General features: G+C 38.3%; 24 protein-coding genes and 1 pseudogene. 19 read left to right on the top strand and 6 right to left on the bottom strand.

Annotation, left to right across the window (positions count from 1 at the left end; genetic code table 11):
• The 4 genes from MKY49_RS22185 to MKY49_RS22170 all read left to right on the top strand — a co-directional run bounded on the left by MKY49_RS22185 (nt 1) and on the right by MKY49_RS22170 (nt 3036).
• A complete protein-coding gene (locus tag MKY49_RS22185) occupies nt 1-936 on the top strand; it encodes a branched-chain amino acid ABC transporter permease (protein ID WP_274794995.1) in 936 nt (311 codons plus the stop codon).
• Nucleotides 936-1715 (top strand): ABC transporter ATP-binding protein, encoded by a 780-nt coding sequence (locus MKY49_RS22180; protein WP_274794994.1) that lies wholly within the window; start codon nt 936-938, stop codon nt 1713-1715. The genes MKY49_RS22185 and MKY49_RS22180 overlap by 1 nt, the downstream gene beginning before the upstream one ends.
• Nucleotides 1715-2422: an ABC transporter ATP-binding protein gene (locus MKY49_RS22175; protein WP_048395515.1), complete on the top strand. Its 708-nt coding sequence runs from the start codon at nt 1715-1717 to the stop codon at nt 2420-2422. The genes MKY49_RS22180 and MKY49_RS22175 overlap by 1 nt, the downstream gene beginning before the upstream one ends.
• Nucleotides 2423-2538: 116 nt before the next feature.
• Complete coding sequence (locus tag MKY49_RS22170; protein WP_341387093.1) at nt 2539-3036, top strand: cupin domain-containing protein; 498 nt, start codon at nt 2539-2541, stop codon at nt 3034-3036.
• 40 nt (nt 3037-3076) lie between these two features.
• Here MKY49_RS22170 and MKY49_RS22165 read toward each other — a convergent pair whose 3' ends face one another.
• Nucleotides 3077-3796 carry a DUF6904 family protein gene (locus MKY49_RS22165; RefSeq protein WP_274794992.1) on the bottom strand — a complete coding sequence of 240 codons (720 nt, stop codon included), beginning with the start codon at nt 3794-3796 and terminating at the stop codon, nt 3077-3079.
• A gap of 24 nt (nt 3797-3820) precedes the next feature.
• The gene (gene rluF, locus MKY49_RS22160; RefSeq protein ID WP_274794991.1) at nt 3821-4522 is read right to left on the bottom strand and encodes a 23S rRNA pseudouridine(2604) synthase RluF; all 702 of its coding nucleotides are present in this window, start codon (nt 4520-4522) and stop codon (nt 3821-3823) included.
• 241 nt (nt 4523-4763) lie between these two features.
• Between rluF and adh the strand changes: the two genes are divergently transcribed.
• From adh to MKY49_RS22135, 5 genes are all read left to right on the top strand, one after another.
• Nucleotides 4764-6284: an aldehyde dehydrogenase gene (adh, locus tag MKY49_RS22155; protein WP_274794990.1), complete on the top strand. Its 1521-nt coding sequence runs from the start codon at nt 4764-4766 to the stop codon at nt 6282-6284.
• Between the two features lie 21 nt (nt 6285-6305).
• Nucleotides 6306-6665 (top strand): DUF779 domain-containing protein, encoded by a 360-nt coding sequence (locus MKY49_RS22150; RefSeq protein ID WP_274794989.1) that lies wholly within the window; start codon nt 6306-6308, stop codon nt 6663-6665.
• A gap of 361 nt (nt 6666-7026) precedes the next feature.
• A complete protein-coding gene (locus MKY49_RS22145) occupies nt 7027-7995 on the top strand; it encodes a DUF4003 family protein (RefSeq protein WP_274794988.1) in 969 nt (322 codons plus the stop codon).
• Between the two features lie 41 nt (nt 7996-8036).
• Nucleotides 8037-9464 (top strand): aldehyde dehydrogenase family protein, encoded by a 1428-nt coding sequence (locus tag MKY49_RS22140; RefSeq protein WP_322611861.1) that lies wholly within the window; start codon nt 8037-8039, stop codon nt 9462-9464.
• Nucleotides 9465-9532: 68 nt separating this feature from the next.
• Complete coding sequence (locus tag MKY49_RS22135) at nt 9533-10012, top strand: acyl-CoA thioesterase (RefSeq protein ID WP_274794986.1); 480 nt, start codon at nt 9533-9535, stop codon at nt 10010-10012.
• Nucleotides 10013-10060: 48 nt separating this feature from the next.
• On the opposite strand, the gene MKY49_RS23085 is transcribed toward MKY49_RS22135, so the two are convergent.
• A complete protein-coding gene (locus tag MKY49_RS23085; RefSeq protein WP_404809743.1) occupies nt 10061-10573 on the bottom strand; it encodes a methyl-accepting chemotaxis protein in 513 nt (170 codons plus the stop codon).
• 252 nt (nt 10574-10825) lie between these two features.
• Nucleotides 10826-11371 (bottom strand): annotated as a pseudogene (locus MKY49_RS23080) (protoglobin domain-containing protein); the annotation flags it as partial.
• Between the two features lie 279 nt (nt 11372-11650).
• Here MKY49_RS23080 and MKY49_RS22125 point away from each other — a divergent pair.
• Complete coding sequence (locus MKY49_RS22125; protein WP_274794984.1) at nt 11651-11860, top strand: hypothetical protein; 210 nt, start codon at nt 11651-11653, stop codon at nt 11858-11860.
• A 56-nt stretch (nt 11861-11916) separates the two neighbouring features.
• Here the strand turns inward: MKY49_RS22125 and corA are convergent, their stop codons facing one another.
• Together corA and MKY49_RS22115 are read right to left on the bottom strand one after the other, a co-directional pair.
• Nucleotides 11917-12879: a magnesium/cobalt transporter CorA gene (corA, locus tag MKY49_RS22120; protein WP_274794983.1), complete on the bottom strand. Its 963-nt coding sequence runs from the start codon at nt 12877-12879 to the stop codon at nt 11917-11919.
• 37 nt (nt 12880-12916) lie between these two features.
• On the bottom strand, nt 12917-13603 hold the full coding sequence (locus tag MKY49_RS22115) for a class I SAM-dependent methyltransferase (RefSeq protein WP_341387092.1): 687 nt from the start codon (nt 13601-13603) through the stop codon (nt 12917-12919).
• 120 nt (nt 13604-13723) lie between these two features.
• Here MKY49_RS22115 and MKY49_RS22110 point away from each other — a divergent pair, with 120 nt between their 5' ends.
• The 9 genes from MKY49_RS22110 to ispF all read left to right on the top strand — a co-directional run bounded on the left by MKY49_RS22110 (nt 13724) and on the right by ispF (nt 23095).
• Nucleotides 13724-14029, top strand: coding sequence for a DUF4870 domain-containing protein (locus MKY49_RS22110; RefSeq protein ID WP_274794981.1), 306 nt, complete (start codon nt 13724-13726; stop codon nt 14027-14029).
• Between the two features lie 267 nt (nt 14030-14296).
• Nucleotides 14297-14767, top strand: a complete 471-nt coding sequence (locus tag MKY49_RS22105) for a CtsR family transcriptional regulator (protein ID WP_274794980.1) — start codon at nt 14297-14299, stop codon at nt 14765-14767.
• A 13-nt stretch (nt 14768-14780) separates the two neighbouring features.
• Nucleotides 14781-15323, top strand: a complete 543-nt coding sequence (locus MKY49_RS22100) for a UvrB/UvrC motif-containing protein (protein ID WP_274794979.1) — start codon at nt 14781-14783, stop codon at nt 15321-15323.
• Entirely contained in the window at nt 15320-16429 is a 1110-nt protein-coding gene (locus MKY49_RS22095) for a protein arginine kinase (protein ID WP_274794978.1), read from the top strand. Before MKY49_RS22100 ends, MKY49_RS22095 begins: the two co-directional genes overlap by 4 nt.
• Nucleotides 16419-18863, top strand: a complete 2445-nt coding sequence (locus MKY49_RS22090; RefSeq protein ID WP_274794977.1) for an ATP-dependent Clp protease ATP-binding subunit — start codon at nt 16419-16421, stop codon at nt 18861-18863. Before MKY49_RS22095 ends, MKY49_RS22090 begins: the two co-directional genes overlap by 11 nt.
• A gap of 91 nt (nt 18864-18954) precedes the next feature.
• Nucleotides 18955-20331, top strand: coding sequence for a DNA repair protein RadA (gene radA / locus MKY49_RS22085; RefSeq protein WP_341387091.1), 1377 nt, complete (start codon nt 18955-18957; stop codon nt 20329-20331).
• 281 nt (nt 20332-20612) lie between these two features.
• The gene (locus MKY49_RS22080; RefSeq protein WP_274794975.1) at nt 20613-21698 is read left to right on the top strand and encodes a PIN/TRAM domain-containing protein; all 1086 of its coding nucleotides are present in this window, start codon (nt 20613-20615) and stop codon (nt 21696-21698) included.
• Nucleotides 21699-21709: 11 nt separating this feature from the next.
• Nucleotides 21710-22390 (top strand): 2-C-methyl-D-erythritol 4-phosphate cytidylyltransferase, encoded by a 681-nt coding sequence (gene ispD, locus MKY49_RS22075; RefSeq protein WP_312506403.1) that lies wholly within the window; start codon nt 21710-21712, stop codon nt 22388-22390.
• 228 nt (nt 22391-22618) lie between these two features.
• Nucleotides 22619-23095: a 2-C-methyl-D-erythritol 2,4-cyclodiphosphate synthase gene (gene ispF / locus MKY49_RS22070; RefSeq protein WP_274794973.1), complete on the top strand. Its 477-nt coding sequence runs from the start codon at nt 22619-22621 to the stop codon at nt 23093-23095.
• Nucleotides 23096-23138 lie beyond the last annotated feature (43 nt).

The following is a 23138-nucleotide window of genomic DNA, read 5'->3' as shown; positions in this document are numbered from 1 at the left end:
ATGAAAAAGTCTAAAGTTTTCTGGGGCTATGCCGTAATAGCGCTAGTCATCTATGCCGTTGTACAATTGTTAATTACGACTGAAGTAATTGATATGTACTATAAAAATATGTTGATTACTATGTGTATTAACATCATGTTGGCTGTCAGCTTGCATATTGTTATTGGGGTTACTGGACAATTCTCGATTGGGCATGCTGGGTTCCTTGCTGTGGGAGCATATGTATCAGCTATCATAACAACAAAGTTAATGTTGCCATTCCCACTGGCTATCTTATTAGGGGCAGTTGCAGCAGCCATTGCAGGTCTTATTGTAGGTATTCCAACTCTTCGCTTAAAAGGTGATTATTTAGCGATTGCCACACTAGGTTTTGCAGAGATTATTCGTATTATCTTCTTAAATACGGATTATGTTGGTGGTGCAGCAGGGATGCAGGTTAAATATTTATCTAACTGGACGTATGCATTCTTTGGTGTAGTGTTAACCATCCTAGTTATCTCAAACTTTACAAATTCTCGACATGGTCGTGCATGTATTTCCATTCGTGAAGACGAGATTGCAGCAGATGCTATGGGTATTAATACAACTTATTATAAGGTTGTTGCATTTGCGATTGGCTCTTTCTTTGCCGGTCTAGCTGGAGCTATCTTCGCCCATAACTTTTATATTATTCAGCCGACGACTTTCGGCTTCTTAAAGTCTTTTGATATTTTAATTTATGTTGTACTGGGTGGGTTAGGTAGTCTTTCAGGATCAGTGATTGCTGCGATTTTCCTAACAGTAGTATCTACGTATCTAGCAAACTTCCCAGAGACTCGTATGATCATTTATAGTTTAGTTTTAATTATCGTAATGCTTTATCGTCCAACAGGCTTAATGGGAACAAAAGAAATTACTGATTTATTTAAGTTTGGTAAAAAAGGAGGTACGAAATAATGACTGGAAACCTTCTTATCAATGTTGAAAACATGGGTATTCAATTCGGTGGTTTAAAGGCGGTACAGGGAGTTAACATGTACCTTAATCAAGGCGAATTGGTAGGGCTTATTGGACCTAACGGTGCAGGGAAAACAACTAGCTTTAATATGTTGACGGGAGTTTATACACCGACAGAAGGCACTATTACTTTTGATGGTAAGAAATTAAATGGACTTGCACCATTCCAAGTTACACAAAAGGGGATTAGTCGTACATTCCAAAATATTCGTCTCTTTAAAGAGCTATCTGTTTTAGACAATGTTAAGGTAGCCAACCATTCGCTTGCTAAGCATTCAATGTGGTCTTCAATTTTTCGTTTGCCCAACCACTTCAAAGGTGAGGCAGAAATGGAGCTTCAATCCATAGAGTTCTTAAAAATCTTTGGATTAGACGTCTATAAAGATGAACTAGCAAAAAATTTACCATACGGGATGCAGCGTCGTTTAGAAATTGCTCGTGCATTGGCAGCAAAGCCAAAGCTCCTTTTATTAGATGAGCCAGCAGCAGGTATGAACCCACAGGAAACACATGATTTAATGGAGTTAATTGCTTTTATTCGTAAAGAGTTTGGCTTAACAATTTTGCTTATTGAGCATGATATGAGCCTAGTTATGGGTATTTGTGAACGCATATATGTACTCGATCATGGACAATTAATCGCTGATGGGACACCAGAAGAAATCCGCAACAATCCAAAGGTAATTGAAGCGTACCTTGGCGAGGAGGTTATCGGCTAATGCTAAAAGTACAAAATATAGATGTTTTTTATGGCAACATTCAAGCATTAAAGGGCCTCTCTTTAGAAGTAAACGAGGGTGAAATTGTAACGTTAATCGGTGCAAATGGTGCTGGAAAAAGTACGTTGTTAAAGACATTGTCAGGTTTATTGAAGCCCAAAGGTGGCATTATTGAATATGAAGGCTTTTCTATTGCCGGGAAAGCTGCTCAAACCATTGTGAAGTCGGGGATTTCTCACGTTCCTGAAGGTCGTCGTGTTTTTGCCAATATGTCAGTGGAGGAAAATTTAGAGCTTGGTGCATATCTAAGAAATGATAAAGCAGGTATTAAAAAAGATATGGATCATGTTTTCGAGTTATTTCCACGGCTATTAGAGCGCCGCAAGCAGCAATCAGGTACATTGTCGGGTGGGGAACAGCAAATGCTCGCAATGGGGCGTGCTTTAATGGCGAAGCCAAAGCTACTATTAATGGATGAACCTTCCATGGGACTTGCACCATTGATGGTTAAAAACATCTTTAATATTATTGAGCAAGTCAATAAAGAGGGTACAACTGTACTCCTTGTAGAGCAAAATGCGAATATGGCCTTATCTGTCGCTAACCGTGCCTATGTACTTGAAACGGGACGTATTGTTTTATCTGGTTCGGCAAAAGAGCTTCAGGAGAGCGAGCAAGTAAAAGCGGCTTATTTAGGTGGCTTATAAAATTAGAAGGGTGTCTCAGAAATGAGATGCCCTTTTGGTTTTCCTTGTTATTAAATAATCAAAAGTAGCATGTTTACTTTATTTTTTGGTAAGGTGGAAAAAAGGAGAGATGCTTTTTGAAGTATTCAGCACAATATTTTATTAAACAATTAAATTTAGCCGAACATCCAGAAGGAGGTTATTATGTATCATCATTTCGTGCTTCAGATAATATAGCAGTGAGAGATGTTCAGAGACCAATTTATACTAGTATTTATTTCTTATTACGATCGCAAGATATATCACACTTACATCGATTGCAATCAGACGAACTATGGTATTATCACGCAGGAGGCCCACTAACAGTACATATGATCTTTCCAGATGGTACATATGAGGCGAAGAAGCTAGGCTTGAACGTAGGAGCTGGAGAAGTACCACAAATTGCAGTGCCGAAAAATACAATTTTTGGCTCATCAGTTGAGGAATCTGATACGTTTAGTTTAGTTGGATGTATGGTAGCACCTGGTTTTGATTTTGAGGATTTTGAATTATTTACACAAGAGGAGCTTTTAGCGGATTATCCTCAGCATGAGGAAGTTATTCGTAAAATGGCATACAAAAAAATCATGTAGAAAAATAGCCGTCTCATTGCTTATGAGACGGCATCATTTTTTACCATAATATCTCTTCAGGATAATTGAGCTGAATTTGAATATCATGTAACGCTTTTTTAGTCGCAATCGCTGCTTCCATTAGATGGGCTTTTAAAGCAACATATTCATGGTCCTCTACCAGCAAGCGTACAGCAAATGCAGCTAAATGTGCTTTACGTTCCTCTTTACTTAATTGGATATATTCTAGATTCAGAACATCCACATACTGTGTAGCAAAGCGAAAGGTTAACGGATTTTTAGTATGAAGCATTCTTAAAAAAACCATATAATCTTCCTCATTAACTTCTTGTTCTAAACAATTAGCAATAGCTGCTTGAAACTTGCGGATAATAGCCATCTCATTATTCCACATAGCCGCTTTGTTTAATTTTTGGTGTAAATCAATAAAATCATTTAATGCAATGGTACAAAAGATTATTTCTGGCCAAAGAATTTCTGTGGCAAAATAAACATTTTTATTTGGGAAGATCAGTTCATGTTGGGTAAGGACATTCTTATTAAGTCCATTACCGACAAACTCGAGGTGATGTTCACCGAGCATAGCATGTCTTAGTTTGTAGCAAACGCTTAAAATACGTAGTCGAGGACCCTGATAATCATAGTATTTGTTTTCGTCCCCAGTTACCTTATAAATAGCGTTGATTAATTCGTCTAAATCCCAATAATCGGCACTAATTCGTACCCCTGTGAGTTGCTCTGTACTTTGAATAGCTAACATAGTCCCCGTCCTCCCTTAAATATTTTATTTTGGTGTGTAGTTGAGTAGTCTGAAAAGCTCTGCTCGTTCCTTATCTGTCAAATCACGCCATTGACCGACTTTTAAATTGCCAAGCTTGATATTCATAATACGAATACGCTGTAGACGTTTAACAGAATAACCGAGTGCAGAACACATTCGGCGAATTTGACGATTTAAGCCTTGCTCTAAAATAATTTTAAAAACTTTGTCCGAAATCTTTTCAACTTGGCAAGGTAATGTAGTGGTATCTAAAATATCGACACCCGCTCCCATTTTTTTGATAAATTGCTCTGTTATAGGCTTATCCACCTGAACAATATACTCTTTTTCATGATGGTTTTCAGCACGTAGAATTTTATTAACGATATCCCCATCATTGGTTAATAACAATAATCCCTCTGATTCCTTATCCAAACGTCCAATATGGAATATACGCAAAGGATGGTTGACAAAGTCAACGACATTGCCTTTTATATGGCGCTCTGTTGTACTTGTAATGCCGACAGGTTTATTGAGAGCAATATAGACAAGCTGTTGTTCCTTCTTTACCTCTTTTCCATCAACACAAACTATATCCCCATCCTCAACTTGACTACCAACTGTTGCGAGTTCTCCATTAATCGTTACTTTTCCATCAGCTATCCATTTATCAGCACCACGACGTGATATGATTCCTGTTTCACTTAAATATTTATTAATACGCATAATGTTCTCCTAAATTTTATATTATTGTTAAGTATACATTAACGCCATGGATACAGTGAATTCTAGAAGCTTTTCTAGCAAAAATAAATTAATTGGAAAAGTTTTTGAAAAAGTTGAAATTATTTTATGTTTCTGACAATATATTAGGTGAGAGGGTTTCTATAAAAATATTGTTATTCCGACATAAAATAACGATTTTTGTAGATAGTTCTCATTAATTTGTGTAAAGGGGAGAAGTAAAATGGTTTATGCATTTCCAAACACTGAAGGATCGGTAGTTCAATTCAAAGAGAAATATGATAATTATATTGGTGGCGAATGGACACCTCCAACGAAGGGTCAGTACTTTGATAACGTTACTCCTGTTACTGGACAAGTTTTTACACAAGTAGCACGTTCCACAGCTGAGGATATTGAACTTGCTCTAGATGCAGCACATGCTGCTAAAGATGCATGGGGCAAAACATCACCGACAGAACGCGCAAACATTTTACTTAAAATCGCGGACCGCATCGAACAAAATTTAGAAAAACTAGCCGTTGCCGAAACATGGGATAACGGGAAAGCGGTACGTGAAACATTAAATGCAGATATCCCTCTTGCAATTGATCATTTCCGTTATTTTGCTGGAGCATTACGTGCTCAAGAAGGCTCAGTGAGCCAAATTGATAACGATACAGTTGCTTATCACTTCCATGAGCCAATAGGGGTAGTTGGTCAAATCATTCCTTGGAACTTCCCGCTATTAATGGCAGTATGGAAGCTTGCGCCGGCACTTGCAGCTGGTAACTGTGTTGTATTAAAACCTGCAGAACAAACACCGGCATCTATTATGGTGCTTGTAGAATTAATAGAAGATTTATTACCGCCAGGTGTTATTAATATTGTGAATGGATTTGGCTTAGAAGCAGGGAAACCGCTTGCATCTAATCCACGTATAGGGAAGATTGCCTTTACGGGGGAGACGACAACTGGCCGTCTAATTATGCAATATGCTTCTCAAAACCTTATCCCAGTTACATTAGAGTTGGGTGGTAAATCACCAAATATCTTCTTTGAAGATATTATGGATAAAGATGATGCCTTTTTAGATAAAGCAGTTGAAGGCTTCGTATTATTTGCACTAAACCAAGGGGAAGTATGTACATGTCCTTCTCGAGCATTAATTCAGGAGTCTATTTACGATAAATTTATGGAACGTGTAATACAGCGAGTTGAAGCCATTAAAGTTGGCAATCCACTTGATCCAAATACGATGATGGGTGCTCAGGCTTCAAGCGAGCAAATGGAAAAAATCCTTTCTTATTTAGATATTGGTAAGCAAGAAGGAGCAGAATGTTTAATTGGTGGAGAGAAAAATAATGTAGGTGAAGGCTTCGAAAACGGCTACTACATCAAACCAACTGTCTTCAAAGGACATAATAAAATGCGTATTTTCCAAGAGGAAATTTTTGGCCCAGTTGTTGCAGTAACTACGTTTAAGACGAAAGAGGAAGCACTCGAAATTGCGAATGATACATTATATGGCTTAGGTTCAGGTGTTTGGACAAGAGATATTAATACAGCTTACCGTTTTGGTCGTGAAATTCAGGCAGGCCGTGTTTGGACAAACTGTTACCATGCTTATCCTGCACATGCTGCATTCGGTGGCTACAAAATGTCAGGTGTTGGTCGTGAAAACCATAAAATGATGCTTGCTCATTACCAACAAACGAAAAACTTATTAGTTAGCTACAGCGAAGATAAACTTGGTTTCTTCTAATTTGTAGGGAGGTGCATGAGCGTGGTTGAACGTGTATTAGCTACGACAGAAGCGCTGGCACTAATCGAACTTTTAAAAGAGAAACATGGACCTGTTATGTTTCATCAATCAGGGGGATGCTGTGATGGCTCCTCACCTATGTGCTATCCAGAGGGTGATTTACTTTTAGGTGATCAGGATGTTTGTCTTGGAGAAATTGGTGGTTCTCCTTTCTACATGCACAAAAATCAGTATGATTACTGGAAGCATACACAAATCATACTGGATGTGGTGGATGGAAGAGGTGGTATGTTCTCGCTTGAGGGCGTAGAAGGAAAACGTTTTCTAACAAGGTCAAGAGCCTTCACACCAGAAGAGTTACAGGAGCTAGGGTTAATTTAACAAATATGTTACAGCGGCAAAGAATTCTGCCGCTGTTTTTTATCTTGATTCAAAGATTAACGAGGCTAAATTGTGTTTAATTTTTATGGAAAAGAGTATGTAAATCAATATTATGTGATGAATTTCTTAATAATAAAAATAGTTTTAATCGATCCTTTAAGGTCATAGTAAATAATAGTTTCCTGGTGGTTTTTCCTATCATCGTCAATCCCCCTTTTTATAGTTACTAATATTTCCTATTAAAACAAATAAATTAAGTAACATACATTAAATTAAGTTTACTTTTTATGTTAATTGTTACAAAGCGTGTGAATCTTTCTCACAATATGTAACGTAAAATGAGTAAAGGAGTGTGCTAAATATGGATTACGTGATGATTGAAAATACATTTACCAATACAGTAGAGGAAGTATCCAAAGCTGCGGGCTGGACAGTGGACCGTAAAATTATATTAGCTATTGCTAGTACATTTGTTGCGTCAGGGAAAACGTTTGATACAGCGAAGTATAAAAGTGTATTGCAAGAGATGAAGAAGCAGTCGTCGTGGATGTCTCCTTTACGATCAACAGTTGGATACAGCATTGCTGCTAATTTAATGGAACAAGAAAATGTTGAAAAGGCCGTAAAGGATTTATTAACAAATGTGAGTATCTTAAGGGACGCGAAATTTAGAAGCGGCAATTTTAGCTATATCGGAGCACAATTTTTGACAGAGGATGAAAAGGATAAAAAAGCACATGCACAGGCAGCTAGATCTTTGTTCGATGCAATCCGTAAACACCATCCATTTTTAACATCTTATGAAGATATTCCTTATGCAGTATTGCTAAGTAGCTCCAATGACGATGGTGAGTTACGTGCAGAAACAATGAATCGCTACTATAAAGAATTACGTACCTATAATTTTAACGCTGGTAATGAGCTTCAATGGCTATCGCAAGTATTAACTTTTTTATCACCTCAATTTGATGGTCAACTAGTACCAAATGTTGTGATGCTAAGAGATACGCTCAAAAAGCAAAATATTAAGGTCAGGGCTATGCACTATCCTTTACTTGGTTTTTTGGCCATACTAAATCTTAATAAAACACAACTACAAGATATCATTGATCTTCATCATGAATTAAAGGATTTGAAATTATTAAAATGGCACCGCGAATTTGTCCTGTTTATGGCTGTACAAATTGCCATTTACGACATGGCGAAGGTGCAAAAATCTCTATCCATGACCATTATGTCTTCCATTGAATTATTAATTCAAGCACAGCAAGCTGCGATGATGGCAGCGGTTAGTGCAGCCGCCATTGCTTCTAGTTCAAGTTCTTCGTGATAGAATAAGAAGGAACATATTATTTGGAGGTGCATTCAAGGATGAAGGAAACAAAACTGTGGATTAATGGTCAGTGGCAAGATACAGAGAAAAGCTATGAGCTAACATCTCCATATAGTGGTGAGGTTATTGCTCATATAGCAAAAGCATCGATTCAAGATGTAGAAAGAGCGATCGAAGGCGCACAGCAGGCATTCCAATTGTTTAAAAAAACAACAGCCTACGAGCGTGCCGAAATATTATATAAAGTCGTTGATATAATGCGACAACGTAAAGATGAATTGGCCGAGATTTTAGCATTAGAGGCAGGAAAACCGATAACAGCTGGAATAGCAGAAATCGACCGCACCATTGCAACTTATCAATTTGCAGCAGAGGGCGCAAAACAGGCAAAGGGTGAAACTGTGCCGATGGATGCAGCACCTGGAGCAGGGGATCGTATAGGGTGGACAAAGCGCGAACCGTTGGGCGTTATTTCTGCCATTACACCGTTTAATTTTCCATTCAATTTAGTAGCACATAAATTAGGCCCGGCTTTCGCAGTGGGTAATACGGTAGTGTTAAAGCCAGCAACGCAAACACCATTAAGTGCTATTGTCATGGCTGATATTTTTCGTGAAGCAGGATTACCGGACGGAGCGCTACAGATTGTGACAGGAAGTGGTGGTGAGCTTAGTGATACACTTGTTACACATCCTTATGTCAAAAAGGTAACATTTACAGGTAGTGGTAAAGTAGGTTTAAAAATTAAGGAAAAAATAGGCCTGCGTAAAATAACATTAGAGCTAGGTTCTAATGCAGCGGTAATTGTCGAACCATCGACGCCAATCGATAAAATTATTAGTCGCTGTGTGAGCGGGGCCTTTAATTTTGCGGGACAAGTATGTATTTCATTACAACGTATTTATGTCCATTCTTCTATAGTTGATGAGTTTACTAAAGCATTTGTTGCAGAAACTGAAAAACTTATAGTAGGAGATCCATTAGATAAAAATACCGATGTTAGTGCGATGATTAATCCGAATGAAGTTGTAAGAATTAGGGATTGGATTAAGGAAGCTCAGGAACAAGGTGCAGTGATTGCAACTGGTGGTGTGTTTACAGAACGTTCTTTAACACCGACCGTTATGACGAATGTCACTGCTGATATGAAAATTGTTTGTCAGGAAACATTCGCACCAATCGTCTCAATTGTTTCATATGAAACATTAGACGACGCGATTCGACTTGTGAACGAGTCGGACCTTGGTTTAAATGCAGGTATTTACACGAATATATTATCCGACGCCCTTTATGCAGCAGACGAATTGCAAGCTGGTGCTGTCATTATTAATGATATTCCGACATTCAGGATAGATAACATGCCATATGGTGGAGTGAAAATGAGTGGTTATGGACGTGAAGGAATTAAGTGGGCAATTGAAGAAATGACAGATATGAAATTTATTTCGATGAAAAAGTCATTCTAGATTTGCATCAGCTCTTTTTCTGCGATACGATGACGACAGAACATACATGAAGGGAAGTTGCATGAATTATGCCAAACAACGCTGTACCTATGAGCCAATCACGTACGGTTCAATCGCGTCTCGTATTACCCCCAGACACTAATAATCACAATTCTATATTTGGCGGAAGAGTGTTAGCTTATATTGATGAAATCGCTGCTATTACAGCAATGAAACATGCTAAGGGACTTGTAGTTACGGCTTCTATCGATTCGGTTGATTTTTTATCAGCCGCACATGTAGGAGATATTCTTGAAATCGAGAGTATTGTTTCGTCTACAGGACGTTCTTCAATGGAGGTTTATGTTCGCGTTGTTTCTCGCAATATTGAGACTGGTGAGGAAAAATTAACGACAGAATCATTTGTTACGATGGTTGCGGTAGATGAGAAAGGGAAACCAGTACCGGTTCCTGCGATTTACCCTGAAACAGATGAGGAAAAGCGTTTATTCGAAACAGGGCCAGCAAGACGAGAGCACCGTAAACAAAAACGTGCATTGCCACACTAAGTACAAGGGGAGCTCCACTATTAAAATAGTGAGGCTCCCTTTGTTATTTTACATATTTAGTTCGTTGACGACATTAATGAGCGAGTCAGAAGATGAAGAAACAAGGGTAGCACCTTGTGATAATTCAGTAATTAAATTAGAAATGGCTGAAATATCTCTAGATGTATTGACATATTGCTGTTGAATCCCTGCAACAGCATCTGCAATATCATTAAATGACTTGGATAAATTCTCTTGTGTATTGACACTATGCTGAATTTTTTGATCAACGTTGATAACAGAACTAGCCATGGTTGTAATATTACTTTCTGTTTCTTTAATGAGGTGAGAAACATTCTGCACGGCATTTTTTGTTTCCTCAGCAAGCTTACGTACTTCCTCGGCTACTACTGCGAATCCTTTACCGTGTTCTCCAGCCCGAGCAGCCTCTATCGATGCATTTAACGCTAATAAATTTGTTTGATCAGCAATGCCTGTAACAAGTCCAACAATCTCAGATATTTTTTGAGAAGAGGTACGTAGCTGATTCATCGTTACCTCAAGACTGTTAACACTTTGCAATATAACTTGGATTAAATCATTTTGTTCTTTAAGCTGCTGTTGACCACGTCTTGATTTTTCTTGAGTATCTGCAACGAAGCTCAACCCTTGTTTGGTCGCGACAGCAATATCATCAGTTTGTGAGGAAATTACTAGTAGTGAAGCGGCTGTTTCTTCACTAATCGCATTAAGCTCCTCTGCAGTACTTTGAATGGTCGTAACAAGTGCATTTTTTGTTGCATCGGCAGCTGTACGAATACGTTCTTCTTCTTTTTCATAGGCCTCAATTACAAGTTGTTGCTCAAAATTAATGATTTTACAAAAAGCGTTTATGGCACGAATAGCATCCTTTTTTGAAAGATCTACTTCATTCACAAAATTTGTGAAGGTAGAAGTGAGTGATTGGAATGATGCAATATACCATTTTGATTGTAACCCAATACGCACATGAGCCTCAGCAATTGCTTTTCTTTCGGCAATATAGGCATCATCAATATGACTTTCAAAAATATCACTTAAATGTTTATGTAATGTAATTTTTAAACGATCAATATGCGAAGTTCTATTAATAATATCAAGTAAATCTTGGCTCAAACTAATGGCTGCATAAAATTGCTCCACCATTGCAGGGATTAAGTCCTTTGCTAAAGGTTGTAGTTGCTTAATAATCGCTAAATCCTCAATCGTTAAGTTTAAAAGTTGTAACTGTTTTTGGAGATTTGGATGATTCAATACATCTAGTTTTACATCGCTCTTAAAAATTTCTGGTGTTAATGAAATTGAGTAGCTAGAACTGCTTTTTTTTGAAAACCAACTCATTATTGTTTGCTCCATTCTTAATATCCATAATAAATTGAAAGTAAAAAGTACTTTTGAAATGTTTGTTTTGTAAATTTGATAAATAATTGGTACTAAATCTATTTTACTATTAATTGCTGAATATTTGGATAAAATTTTGGATATTTCTTTATTTTTTTACTTTATTATCAGACCGTTTTGTGGCAAAGTACATTTGAATTTAAATGAGGAAACCTGTAAAATACGAACTGTTTAAACAGCTACTAATTGTTCGTAAAAAAGAAATAGAGGAGGTATTGCATGGAGAAAAAACGTTTTAAATTTGTTATTCCAGTCATGGTTATTGTCGCAATTGGTTCCATTTACATGTTACGAAACTATTATGCTGAGGTACCAGATGTTGAGCAATTATTAATTGCTGTATGTGCAACTTTAGGGTCTGGGGTATTAGCATACTTCTTATTCCCGCAACAAGGGGAAAATAAAATTGATGATCGTGGGCCGTATTAACAATAGATAAATAGCACTGCTCGTTTTTTCCAAAAAAAACGAGCAGTTTTTTGTCCTTATGGTTTAAAAAGTTTAAACCAGCCTTTATGTTTAAAGATAGCAAGCATAAAGATAACGATAATAATCATGATGCCAAGTACAATAAAATAGCTATATTGACCGTGAAGTTCAGGCATATTATCGAAATTCATCCCATAGACGCCAGCAATAAAAGTTAGCGGTATAAAGATGGTCGACACAATCGTTAAAGTCATCATAATACCATTCATACGACTTGAACTCATGGCCATATAACTATCGCGCATATCTGCTGTAAGTTCTCGATTGGATTCAACCATCTCTGTTAATTTAAGTAAATGGTCGTAGATATCTCCAAAATAAGCTCGTTCTGATTTATTTAATGAAAATCGATAAGAATTAAGCACCCGATATAAAAGGTCACGCATTGGTAAAATGGTACGTCTTAAGTCAAGCAAATCGCTTCGAAATTCGAAGACAATCTTCATAGCATTTACATTGCTTTGGTATGTAAGCTCGCCTTCTAGTGCATTTAAATGATCCTCAATTTTATAAACAAGAGGGAAATAACTATCAACGATTTTATCTATAGTTTGATAAGTTAGGTAAACAGTGCCACGTTCCCAATTCTTTGGCTGGTTTTCCAAAAGTTTTTGAACCCTCTCTATTTCGGGTACAGGGTTCTTATGGAATGTCACAATATATTTATTAGAGGCAAAGATATTTACCTCTTCCGCTCCTAATGTCTCTTCGTTTAATCGATGAATAACAAAAAAATGAAAATCATCGTAAAAATCGAGCTTTGGACGCTGTAAGCGCATTAAGCAATCTTCAATAGCTAGCGGGTGGAAATGAAAAAATGAATCCAGCAAGGATTCCTCCTCTGCAGTAGGACAGTTAAAATCAACCCAATACCATTCAAACTCTTGCTGATGTATAGTTTCCAAAGGGAAATCTTTTAGTAGTTGTTGTTTTTTTGTAATGCCAATGGTGCTTATCACAGCTTTCACCTCAAAGTTATTACTACAAAATATTTATTTAATGCTCCTCTTTAAAGCATACCCATCCACCAAACAAAGTAGTGGCAAAAAATCTACTAGGTTTTATAAAACCCGCTTTCTGTAACAATGTCACAATATCTTCTTCTCGCATAAAGGAAAGGGAGCGAATGGATTTTTCCATTTCTGCTACATCGGATACCGAAAGCTTTGTATGTTGTAACCAATAGGAACGCCATAAATCAAATTGAAGCTCTGTTTCGATCGAACCGGGTTCACCATATTTTGAGACAATGACAAAGGGGGCACCGGGTTTTAAATGTTTTGCTATTTCTTTCAATGTCGATAGCTTATCCTCATAATCCTGAATAAAATGAAGGACGAGTACTAGGCTGGCTGCATCATAATTTTCAGTAGATAACTGAGTATCTAGTATTGTTCCTTGATGGTATGACATCCTATTGGTTAGTGATTTTAAACGTTCTTTAGCTATTTTGAGCATGGATTCTGAGGGATCAATGCCAGTAAATGACCAAAAGGGTCTGCCTTCTGCAAGTTGTAAAATCTCGTTGCCGCTTCCTGAACCTACGATTAATATCTCAGCCTTTTCAGGCAATGTAGAATGATAAAAGGTTTGTATTAAACGAAGCATTGCATCATAGCTTGGTAAAGTACGACGAATACCTTTTTCATATTCATTTGCTAAAGTATTGTTAAATTCCATCATGCATCACTGCCTTCCAAAAAAATTTTTAAAAATCCAATTCAATGTGAAACTATTACGGGTATAGTTCCGTAAATAGAAGTACATAAAACATAAACAAAGGATAAGAAAGGGTTGATATATATGGAGAGTAAATGGTCTAAAGTAATCATACACGCTAGTGCATTTTTTGCGCCATGGTTAGTACCCATTATTTTCTTCTTAATTAGTTCTGATGAGGAAGTGAAAGCAATTTCCATTCAAGCATTGCTATTCCAAATCGTTATGGGAGTTTTAATTGCTATTTCTGTTGTTTTAAGCTTTGTCCTTATTGGATTACCGTTTTTACTTATTTTCGGCATTATGCTATTTGTTGTACCGATTATCGGTATCGTTAAAGCACTGTCTGATGAACCTTGGCGTTATCCAATAGTTGGACGTTGGGTATAAATTTTATAAACGCAAGTATATGCTAGTTGCATATGCTTGCGTTTTTTCTATGGCTAATAAGGGTACATTAAGTGTATGAGGAAATAGAAAACCGAACAGATATGATAAAAAAAGAGCTAGTTTCAAGAGCATAAAATAGCCAATTTCAGTACTTTTCATTTTCTATGGGCGAAATCATTGCAATTATTTTCAAGCGTTTTGTATAATATACTCAAAGAAAGTCAAAGATAGTCAAAGTCAGTGAAGCAAGCGAGGTGTATTCCTAAAATGCGTAATATATCAGACATCATAGAAGGTTACTTAAAGCAAGTACTTGAATTAGGTGGAGAAGGGCATATTGAAATTAAACGTAGTGAGATTGCTGATAAATTTCAATGTGTCCCATCACAAATAAATTATGTCATTAATACAAGATTTACTGCCGAGCGAGGTTACCTTGTTGAGAGCAAACGTGGTGGTGGTGGATACATTCGAATTTTACGTGTCCGCGCGAATTCACAGATTGATTTAATCGATGATGTTCTCAGGCAAATTGAAGGTGGAGCCTCACAAACGATGGCAGAGGATTTAATATATCGGCTTATCGATGAGCAGGTAATTTCAAAACGAGAAGCGAAATTAATGTTAGCAGCAATTGATCGCTCAACGATCGATTTACATCTCCCTCTAAGAGATACCATTCGATCAAAAATATTGCGAGCGATGCTGACAACAATCAAATATGAACAGCAAAAATAGTGAGGTGATGGGAATGATATGCGAACATTGTAAACAACGTAATGCAACAGTTACAGTAACACAAGTTCAAAATGGGCAAAAGGTGGAGCACCATTATTGTGACGTCTGCGCCTCACAGTTCCATCCATTTCATGCAGAATTTAAACAAGAGCCAGTTTCTATACAACAGTTATTATCAAACTGGTTTGGCTCACCAACGTGGCAAAAGGTTGGAGAAAAACAACAAGTACAACCACAACAGCAAACATGCCCACAATGTGGATTTTCGTATAAACAATTTTTAAAAGAAGGGAAATTTGGATGCCCAAGCTGTTATGACACATTTAGTGAGCATTTACCAAAGCTCTTTAATCGCATCCAGGCAGGACCCCAACACATCGGAAAAATGCCTGGCGCTCGCAGTAATGTGTATGTAATTAAAAAGCAAATTGAGGATATTCGTAAGCGTATGAAATCGGCTGTTGATGAAGAACAATTTGAAGAGGCGGCTAAGCTTCGAGATGAAGTCAAAGAGTTAGAGAAGCAGCTGCAATTTGAAGGTGGTGATGTGACATGATGATTGAATCATTTTTAGAGCGTGCGACGCCATCTTGGATGCATATCGAGGATGATTATTCAGATATTGTCATTAGTACACGTATTCGCCTTGCTCGAAATTTAGATGGTTATCGTTTTCCGCTGGCATTCTCAGAGAATGAAGCATTGCAAGTGGAGCAGGCAGTTACACATGCAGTAAGTGATAGCCCAACGCTTCAAAATGATTATGCTTATTTTGCTATAAAGGATTTAACACCTTTGCAGCGTCAAATTCTTGTCGAAAAGCACTTAATTAGTCCGCAATTAGCTAAAAAAGAACAAGTGGGCTCTATCCTACTTTCTGAAGATGAATCCGTTAGCATTATGGTGAATGAAGAAGATCATTTGCGCATTCAATGTATGACAGCAAGTTTTCAACTTCAAAGTGCTTATGAACAAGCAAATAAAATTGATCGTATTCTAGAGAAGGTATTACCTTACGCCTTCCGAGATACATTTGGCTATTTAACAAGTTGTCCGACGAATATTGGTACGGGTCTCCGAGCATCCGTCATGATGCATTTACCTGCCCTAACCTTAACGGGACAAATGAATCAAATTATTAACGCTATGACACGCTTAGGCATGACTGTAAGAGGTATATACGGAGAAGGCAGCGAAAATTTAGGCAATGTTTATCAAGTGTCTAACCAAATTACTCTTGGTAAGACAGAAGAGGACATTTTAGCAGATATCCAAAGTGTCGCTGAAAAGATTATTCAGAAAGAACGACATGCAAGAAGTAAATTGATGGAAAAAGCGGAGCTTGCTCTAGAAGATAGAGTATATCGAGCTTTAGGTACTCTAACTCATGCGAGAATTTTAACAAGTGAGGAAGCAGCTACCTGTCTATCTAATGTTCGTCTAGGTGTGGATTTAGAGTTGATTGCAGGTATTCATGCAACAACGTTAAATGAGTGTGTTGTCAGTATGCAACCAGGTTTTTTACAGCACTATGCAGGCGAGGCACTGCCCCCTGCTGAACGAGATCGTGTACGAGCAGAAATGCTTCGTGAGGCGTTATCTCGAGAATATACGAATAAGCCTATAAATGGGGAAAAAGGAGAGGATTTATATGATGTTTAATCGTTTTACACAACGCGCGCAAAAAGTATTACAGCTTGCTCAAGAAGAGGCTATTCGTTGGAAGCACGAATCTATTGGCACAGAGCATATTCTATTAGGGCTTATACGTGAAGGCGGCGGTATTGCTGCAAAAGCGTTAGAAGCTATTGATATTAGTCCTCAAAGAATTGAAGCTGGTATTGAAGAGTTAGTTGGTAAGGGTAAAGAAGACGTTGGCCCAATTGTTCATTATACGCCAAGAGCTAAGAAAGTAATTGAACTATCAGTTGACGAATCACGAAAATTAGGTCACTCATATATCGGCACAGAGCATTTGCTACTAGCCCTTATTCGTGAAGGAGAAGGGGTGGCAGCTCGTGTCCTAAATAACGCCGGTGTCGGTTTAAATAAAGCACGTCAACAAGTACTATTGCTACTAGGTAATAACGATAATGCACAATCTGGACAACAAGCAGCACAAGCTGCCAATACTCCAACATTAGATAGCCTAGCACGTGATTTAACACAAATTGCACGTGAAGGTACATTAGACCCTGTTATTGGTCGAAGTAAGGAAATTACACGTGTCATCGAGGTTTTATCACGTCGTACTAAAAATAACCCTGTATTGATTGGTGAGCCTGGTGTTGGTAAAACAGCTATTGCGGAGGGGCTAGCACAGCAAATTATAAATAACGAAGTGCCTGAAATCCTTCGTGACAAGCGAGTGATGACGCTCGATATGGGAACTGTCGTTGCTGGTACAAAATATCGTGGTGAATTTGAGGACCGTTTGAAAAAGGTAATGGATGAAATTCGCCAAGCTGGTAATATTATTTTATTTATCGATGAATTGCATACATTAATCGGTGCTGGTGGTGCAGAAGGTGCGATTGATGCATCCAATATTTTAAAACCATCTTTAGCACGAGGCGAGCTTCAATGTATTGGGGCAACTACGCTTGATGAATACCGTAAATATATTGAAAAGGATGCAGCATTAGAGCGTCGTTTCCAACCAATTCAAGTGGATGAACCAACAGTAGAAGAAGCGATTCAAATTATTCAAGGCTTACGTGATCGTTATGAAGCACATCACCGCGTAAAAATAACAGATGAAGCAATCGAAGCAGCTGCAAAAATGAGTGACAGATATATTTCTGACCGCTTCTTGCCAGATAAAGCGATTGACTTAATTGATGAGGCTGGTTCTAAAGTACGCTTACGTTCATTTGCAGTGCCACCAAACCTAAAGGCACTTGAAGATAAGCTTGAAAATGTTCGCTCGGAAAAAAATGCAGCCGTATCGGGCCAAGAGTTTGAAAAGGCAGCATCTCTAAGAGACACAGAGCAAAAGCTGAAAGATGAAATTGAAGCTACTCGGAAAAATTGGAAAGAAGAGCAAGGCAAAGCCGAATCAAAAGTGACTGTGGATGATGTTGCAGCAGTAGTATCGATGTGGACAGGAATCCCGGTAGCTAAAATTGCTTCCGAAGAATCATCGAAGTTGTTACAACTCGAAGAGGAATTACACAAACGTGTTGTTGGGCAAGGAGAAGCGGTAGAGGCCATTTCCCGTGCAATCCGCCGTGCAAGAGCAGGCTTAAAAGATCCAAAACGACCAATCGGTTCATTTATCTTCTTAGGACCTACAGGTGTTGGTAAAACAGAGCTTGCAAGAGCGCTTGCTGAAGTAATGTTTGGTGATGAAGATGCTATGATACGTGTCGATATGTCTGAATATATGGAGAAACATTCGACTTCACGCCTAGTAGGTTCACCTCCAGGCTATGTAGGCTTCGATGATGGTGGTCAACTGACTGAAAAAGTTCGTCGTAAACCTTATTCAGTAGTATTATTAGATGAAATTGAAAAAGCACACCCTGATGTGTTCAATATTCTTCTGCAAGTTCTTGAAGATGGTCGTTTAACAGACTCTAAGGGGCGTGTTGTAGACTTCCGCAATACAGTGGTTATTATGACATCTAACGTTGGTGCTGATGCTTTAAAATATCAAAAGAGCCTTGGTTTCAATGTAGGCGGTGCTGCATCTAAACATAAAGACATGAAGGGTACAATGCTAGAAGAATTGAAAAAAGCATTCCGCCCAGAGTTCTTAAACCGTATCGATGAAATGATTGTCTTCCACTCATTAGAAAAAGAGCATTTAAAAGAGATCATTGCAATGATGGGCAATGCATTAACGAAACGCTTAAAAGAGCAAGATATTTCGTTAGAGCTAACAGATGCAGCCCTTGAGAAAATTGCAGAGGAAGGCTATGACCCTCAATACGGTGCGCGTCCACTACGCCGTGCATTACAAAAACAAGTAGAGGATCGATTATCCGAAGAATTGCTTAAAGGTAACGTAGAAAAGGGTAATCAAGTAGTCATTGATTATGTAAATGATGAATTTGTTGTGAAGAAAAAAGAGGGAGTTTCTATCTCTAAATAATTTCATGTAAAGACAGCGAGGCTTTAGGTGCCAAGCTGTCTTTTTTTCTGTACAATTGATGATAAGAACAAATATTCGAGGTGAAAAGAATTTGGCGAAGAAAAAAACGAAATTCGTATGCTCGGGCTGTGGCTATGAATCTGCTAAATGGATGGGTAGATGTCCAGGATGTGGAGAATGGAATAAAATGGTGGAAGAAGTAGAAGTCGTAGCAAAAGGACCACGTGGCGCATTTCAACATTCTGCTACAGTAACCCAGAAAGCCCTTCCGATTATACAGGTTGAAGCAACTGAAGAATCCCGTGTTGCGACGGAAATGGGCGAATTGAACCGCGTTCTAGGTGGTGGCATCGTACCGGGCTCTCTAGTGTTAATAGGTGGTGATCCTGGGATAGGGAAATCTACTTTATTATTACAAGTTTCGGCTTTACTTTCGAATAAGGGGCATCGTGTACTTTATATTTCGGGTGAGGAATCCATTCGTCAAACGAAGTTACGTGCAGAGCGTTTGGGGGTTGTTTCCCAGGAGCTTTACATCTATTCCGAAATGAACCTTGAATTTTTAAACCAAACAATTGATGAAGTACAGCCGAAATTTGTCATTGTCGACTCGATTCAAACGGTCTTCCATCCAGAGGTAACGAGTGCACCAGGAAGTGTCTCACAGGTCCGTGAATGTACAGCAGAGCTTATGAGAATTGCTAAGACAAAGGGTATTGCAATTTTCTTAGTTGGACATGTAACAAAAGAAGGACAAATTGCCGGGCCTCGTATTTTAGAGCATATGGTGGATACCGTATTGTATTTTGAAGGGGAAAGACATCATAACCATCGTATTCTACGAAGCCAAAAAAACCGCTTTGGCTCCACAAATGAAATTGCGATATTTGAGATGCTTCAAGGAGGTTTAAAGGAAGTTTTAAATCCTTCTGAGCTATTTTTGCAGGAGCGCTCACAAGGAGCTGCGGGCTCAACTATCGTTGCATCGATGGAGGGGACAAGGCCAATTCTTGTTGAGATTCAGTCTTTAGTTACACCTACAAGCTTTAACTATCCTAAACGTATGGCTACTGGTGTTGACCAAAACCGCGTGCAACTATTAATGGCGGTACTAGAAAAGCGGATGGGTCTCATGCTACAAGCCCAGGACGCATATATTAAAGTTGCTGGTGGCGTCAAACTGGATGAGCCAGCTATTGATTTAGCTGTTTTAACTAGCATTGTCTCTAGTTTTAAGGATCAAGCAGTACGAGCAACGGACTGTTTTATTGGTGAAGTAGGGCTAACAGGTGAGGTGCGTCGTGTATCCCGTATAGAACAACGTGTTATTGAGGCAGCGAAGCTAGGTTTTAAAAGAGCCTTTATTCCCGCATCTAATATTGGTGGTTGGGATTTTCCACAGGGAATTGAAATTGTCGGTGTAGAAACGATAAAAGATGCGCTTAATGCCTGCTTCAGAGAGTTGTAAAAAAATGTGCATGTTGGATATTATTCTGACATGCATTTTTTCCTTCATTTTTGACGATGAATTCGGAAACTCAAGTAAGGGGATAAACGTCCTTGTTTATAGTAAGAAAAGAGTTATGAAGAAATAATATAAAACAAACTAAAATGGATGTTTGAAGAATTTTATGTAAATAATTTATCTAAGTTCAGGAACATTAAAAATAATGATATTTGATGACCTGATGAAAGATTTTCTACTGTAAACTATGTATAATCTTAACTAACAATAGGAGGTGACAGCTTGTGAAAAAATTTGTTCAAATTGCGTTTTTACTGATTGGAGGAGCATTAGGCCTTGTTTTCTTACCGCCATTATACGAATTGCTTCATCTATCATCTAATCCTTGGCTAGATAATCCTTACGTATCGGTAGCATTAGGCGCACTTTTACTTTTTACCCTTTCGTTTGCATTTTCCGATTATTTTGTGAAGCTCATTAGCTGGATGGAAGAGGTCCTGTTTAAGGTCCCTGTCGGAGATTTATTATTTGGTACGCTTGGTTTAATAATTGGCCTTATAGTCGCTTATTTTTTAGGCTTTGCTATCGATAGTGTGCAAATTCCTGTTATTACAGAGGTACTCCCTATTATCCTGTCATTTGTATTAGGGTATTTAGGCTTTCGTCTTGGTTTTAGAAAAAGAGATGAATTAATACAGCTTTTTACCTTACGGAGTAATAATACAAAGAAAAAAGCTACTGAAGGTGCTGAGATCCCAGAAGTACGAGGGAGCTATAAGCTGCTAGATACGAGCGTTATTATTGATGGTCGTATTGCGGATATTTCAGAAACAGGCTTCATAGAAGGTATCCTAGTTGTACCCCAATTTGTCCTCACGGAGCTTCAGCATATTGCGGATTCTTCTGATACGTTAAAACGCACAAGAGGTCGTCGTGGTTTAGATATTTTAAGAAAACTCCAAGATGAGCGTAAGACAAAAGTTGAGATAACGGACGAGGATTTTGAGGATGTACAAGAAGTAGATTTAAAGCTCGTACGACTTGCAAAGAAAATGGGTAACGACACGCAAATTGTCACGAATGATTTTAACCTTAATAAGGTCTGTGAGCTACACCATGTGAAGGTATTAAATATTAATGATTTAGCGAATGCGGTGAAGCCTGTGGTAATCCCTGGAGAAGATATGCAGGTTGTGGTTATAAAGGATGGTAAAGAGCATAATCAAGGAGTTGCCTATTTAGATGATGGAACGATGATTGTTGTTGAAGGTGGTCGTAACTATATAGGACAGGCAATTACAGTTACAGTAACGAGTGTGCTGCAAACATCAGCAGGTCGTATGATATTTGCGAAGCCGAAGGACGATTAGGATGTGGAAACATGCATTATGAAGTAGTTTTACCTGCAGCGGGAAGCGGAAAACGCATGGGCGCAGGACAAAATAAGTTATTTTTAGAGCTTTTGGATAAACCAATTTTGATACACACGTTAGAAGTGTTTCAACAAGACCCTTTTTGCACAGGGATTTGGTTGGCTGTAAAGCCGGAAGAACGCGTCTATATTCAAGGATTGCTAGAGCAATTTGGGATTACAAAGGTGAAGGGCTTGCCTGCTGGTGGTGCGGAGCGGCAGCATTCAGTTCATTCCTGTATGAAAGAGATGCAACAGGTTGATATTGTGCTTGTCCATGATGCAGCCCGACCTTTTATTACGCATGATATTATCGCCAATCTTGTACAAAGTGCACATCAAAACGGTGCAGCTATTGCTGGGGTTCGAGCGAAGGATACGATGAAAAAGGTCCGTAATGGTATCATTGAAGAGACTGTTGACCGTGACAGCCTATGGATGATTCAAACGCCACAAGCCTTTCAATATGATTTAATAGTGGAGGCTGAGGACGTTGCTGAGAAAGTTGGTTTTCTTGGTACAGATGAAGCTATGCTAGTCGAACGTTTAGGACATACGGTGCACATTGTAGAAAGTAGCTACGAAAATGTCAAAATGACGACACAAGAAGATTTACTATTTGGAGAGGCCATTTTACGCAAGCGAGCATAATTTGTAGTTTAAAAAATCTCATTGGCGATTGTTGCTAATGAGATTTTATGTGTTTGTCAACAAAATACTCACTATTTGCTATCAGCTCAATTTCCTAGGAAATATGTTAAAATGTGAGGGTATAATAGTGAGTAAATATAAAAGTGAAAGAAGGTGAATGAGACTGCGTATTTAGCAAACAAGTACTGATCAAATCCACATGTTTTGTTAAAGTAGTCTCTCTATCATATGTTTCGAATTGGACAAGGTTTTGACGTACATGCATTTGAAGAAGGTCGACCATTAATTATTGGAGGTATTACTATTCCGCATGAAAAAGGGTTAGTAGGACACTCAGACGCTGATGTGCTTTTACACACAGTTACGGATGCGGCATTAGGGGCAATTGGAGAAGGAGATATCGGTCGTCATTTTCCTGATACAGATCCAGCCTTTAAAGATGCAGATTCAGCAAAATTATTAGAGTATATTTGGAAACTGGTTGAGGATAAAGGCTATGTTCTAGGGAATGTTGATTGTACAATCATGGCACAGCGTCCCAAAATGGCCCCATATATTGGACAGATGCAAAATCGCATCGCAGAACTGTTACACGCAGAACCATCACAAGTCAATGTAAAGGCAACAACAACTGAACGATTAGGTTTTACAGGTCGTGAAGAAGGTATAGCAGCTATGGCAACAATTCTATTGATAAAGAAGTGACTGCGGATTAACAACGCTTTTATTTCCAGTAACAGAGTGGTAA

This window comes from Lysinibacillus sp. FSL M8-0134, from assembly GCF_038069745.1.
GTDB lineage: Bacteria > Bacillota > Bacilli > Bacillales_A > Planococcaceae > Lysinibacillus > Lysinibacillus irui.
The sequence above is the reverse complement of the archived record's forward strand: the minus strand, read 5'-3'. Positions and strand labels throughout refer to the sequence as shown.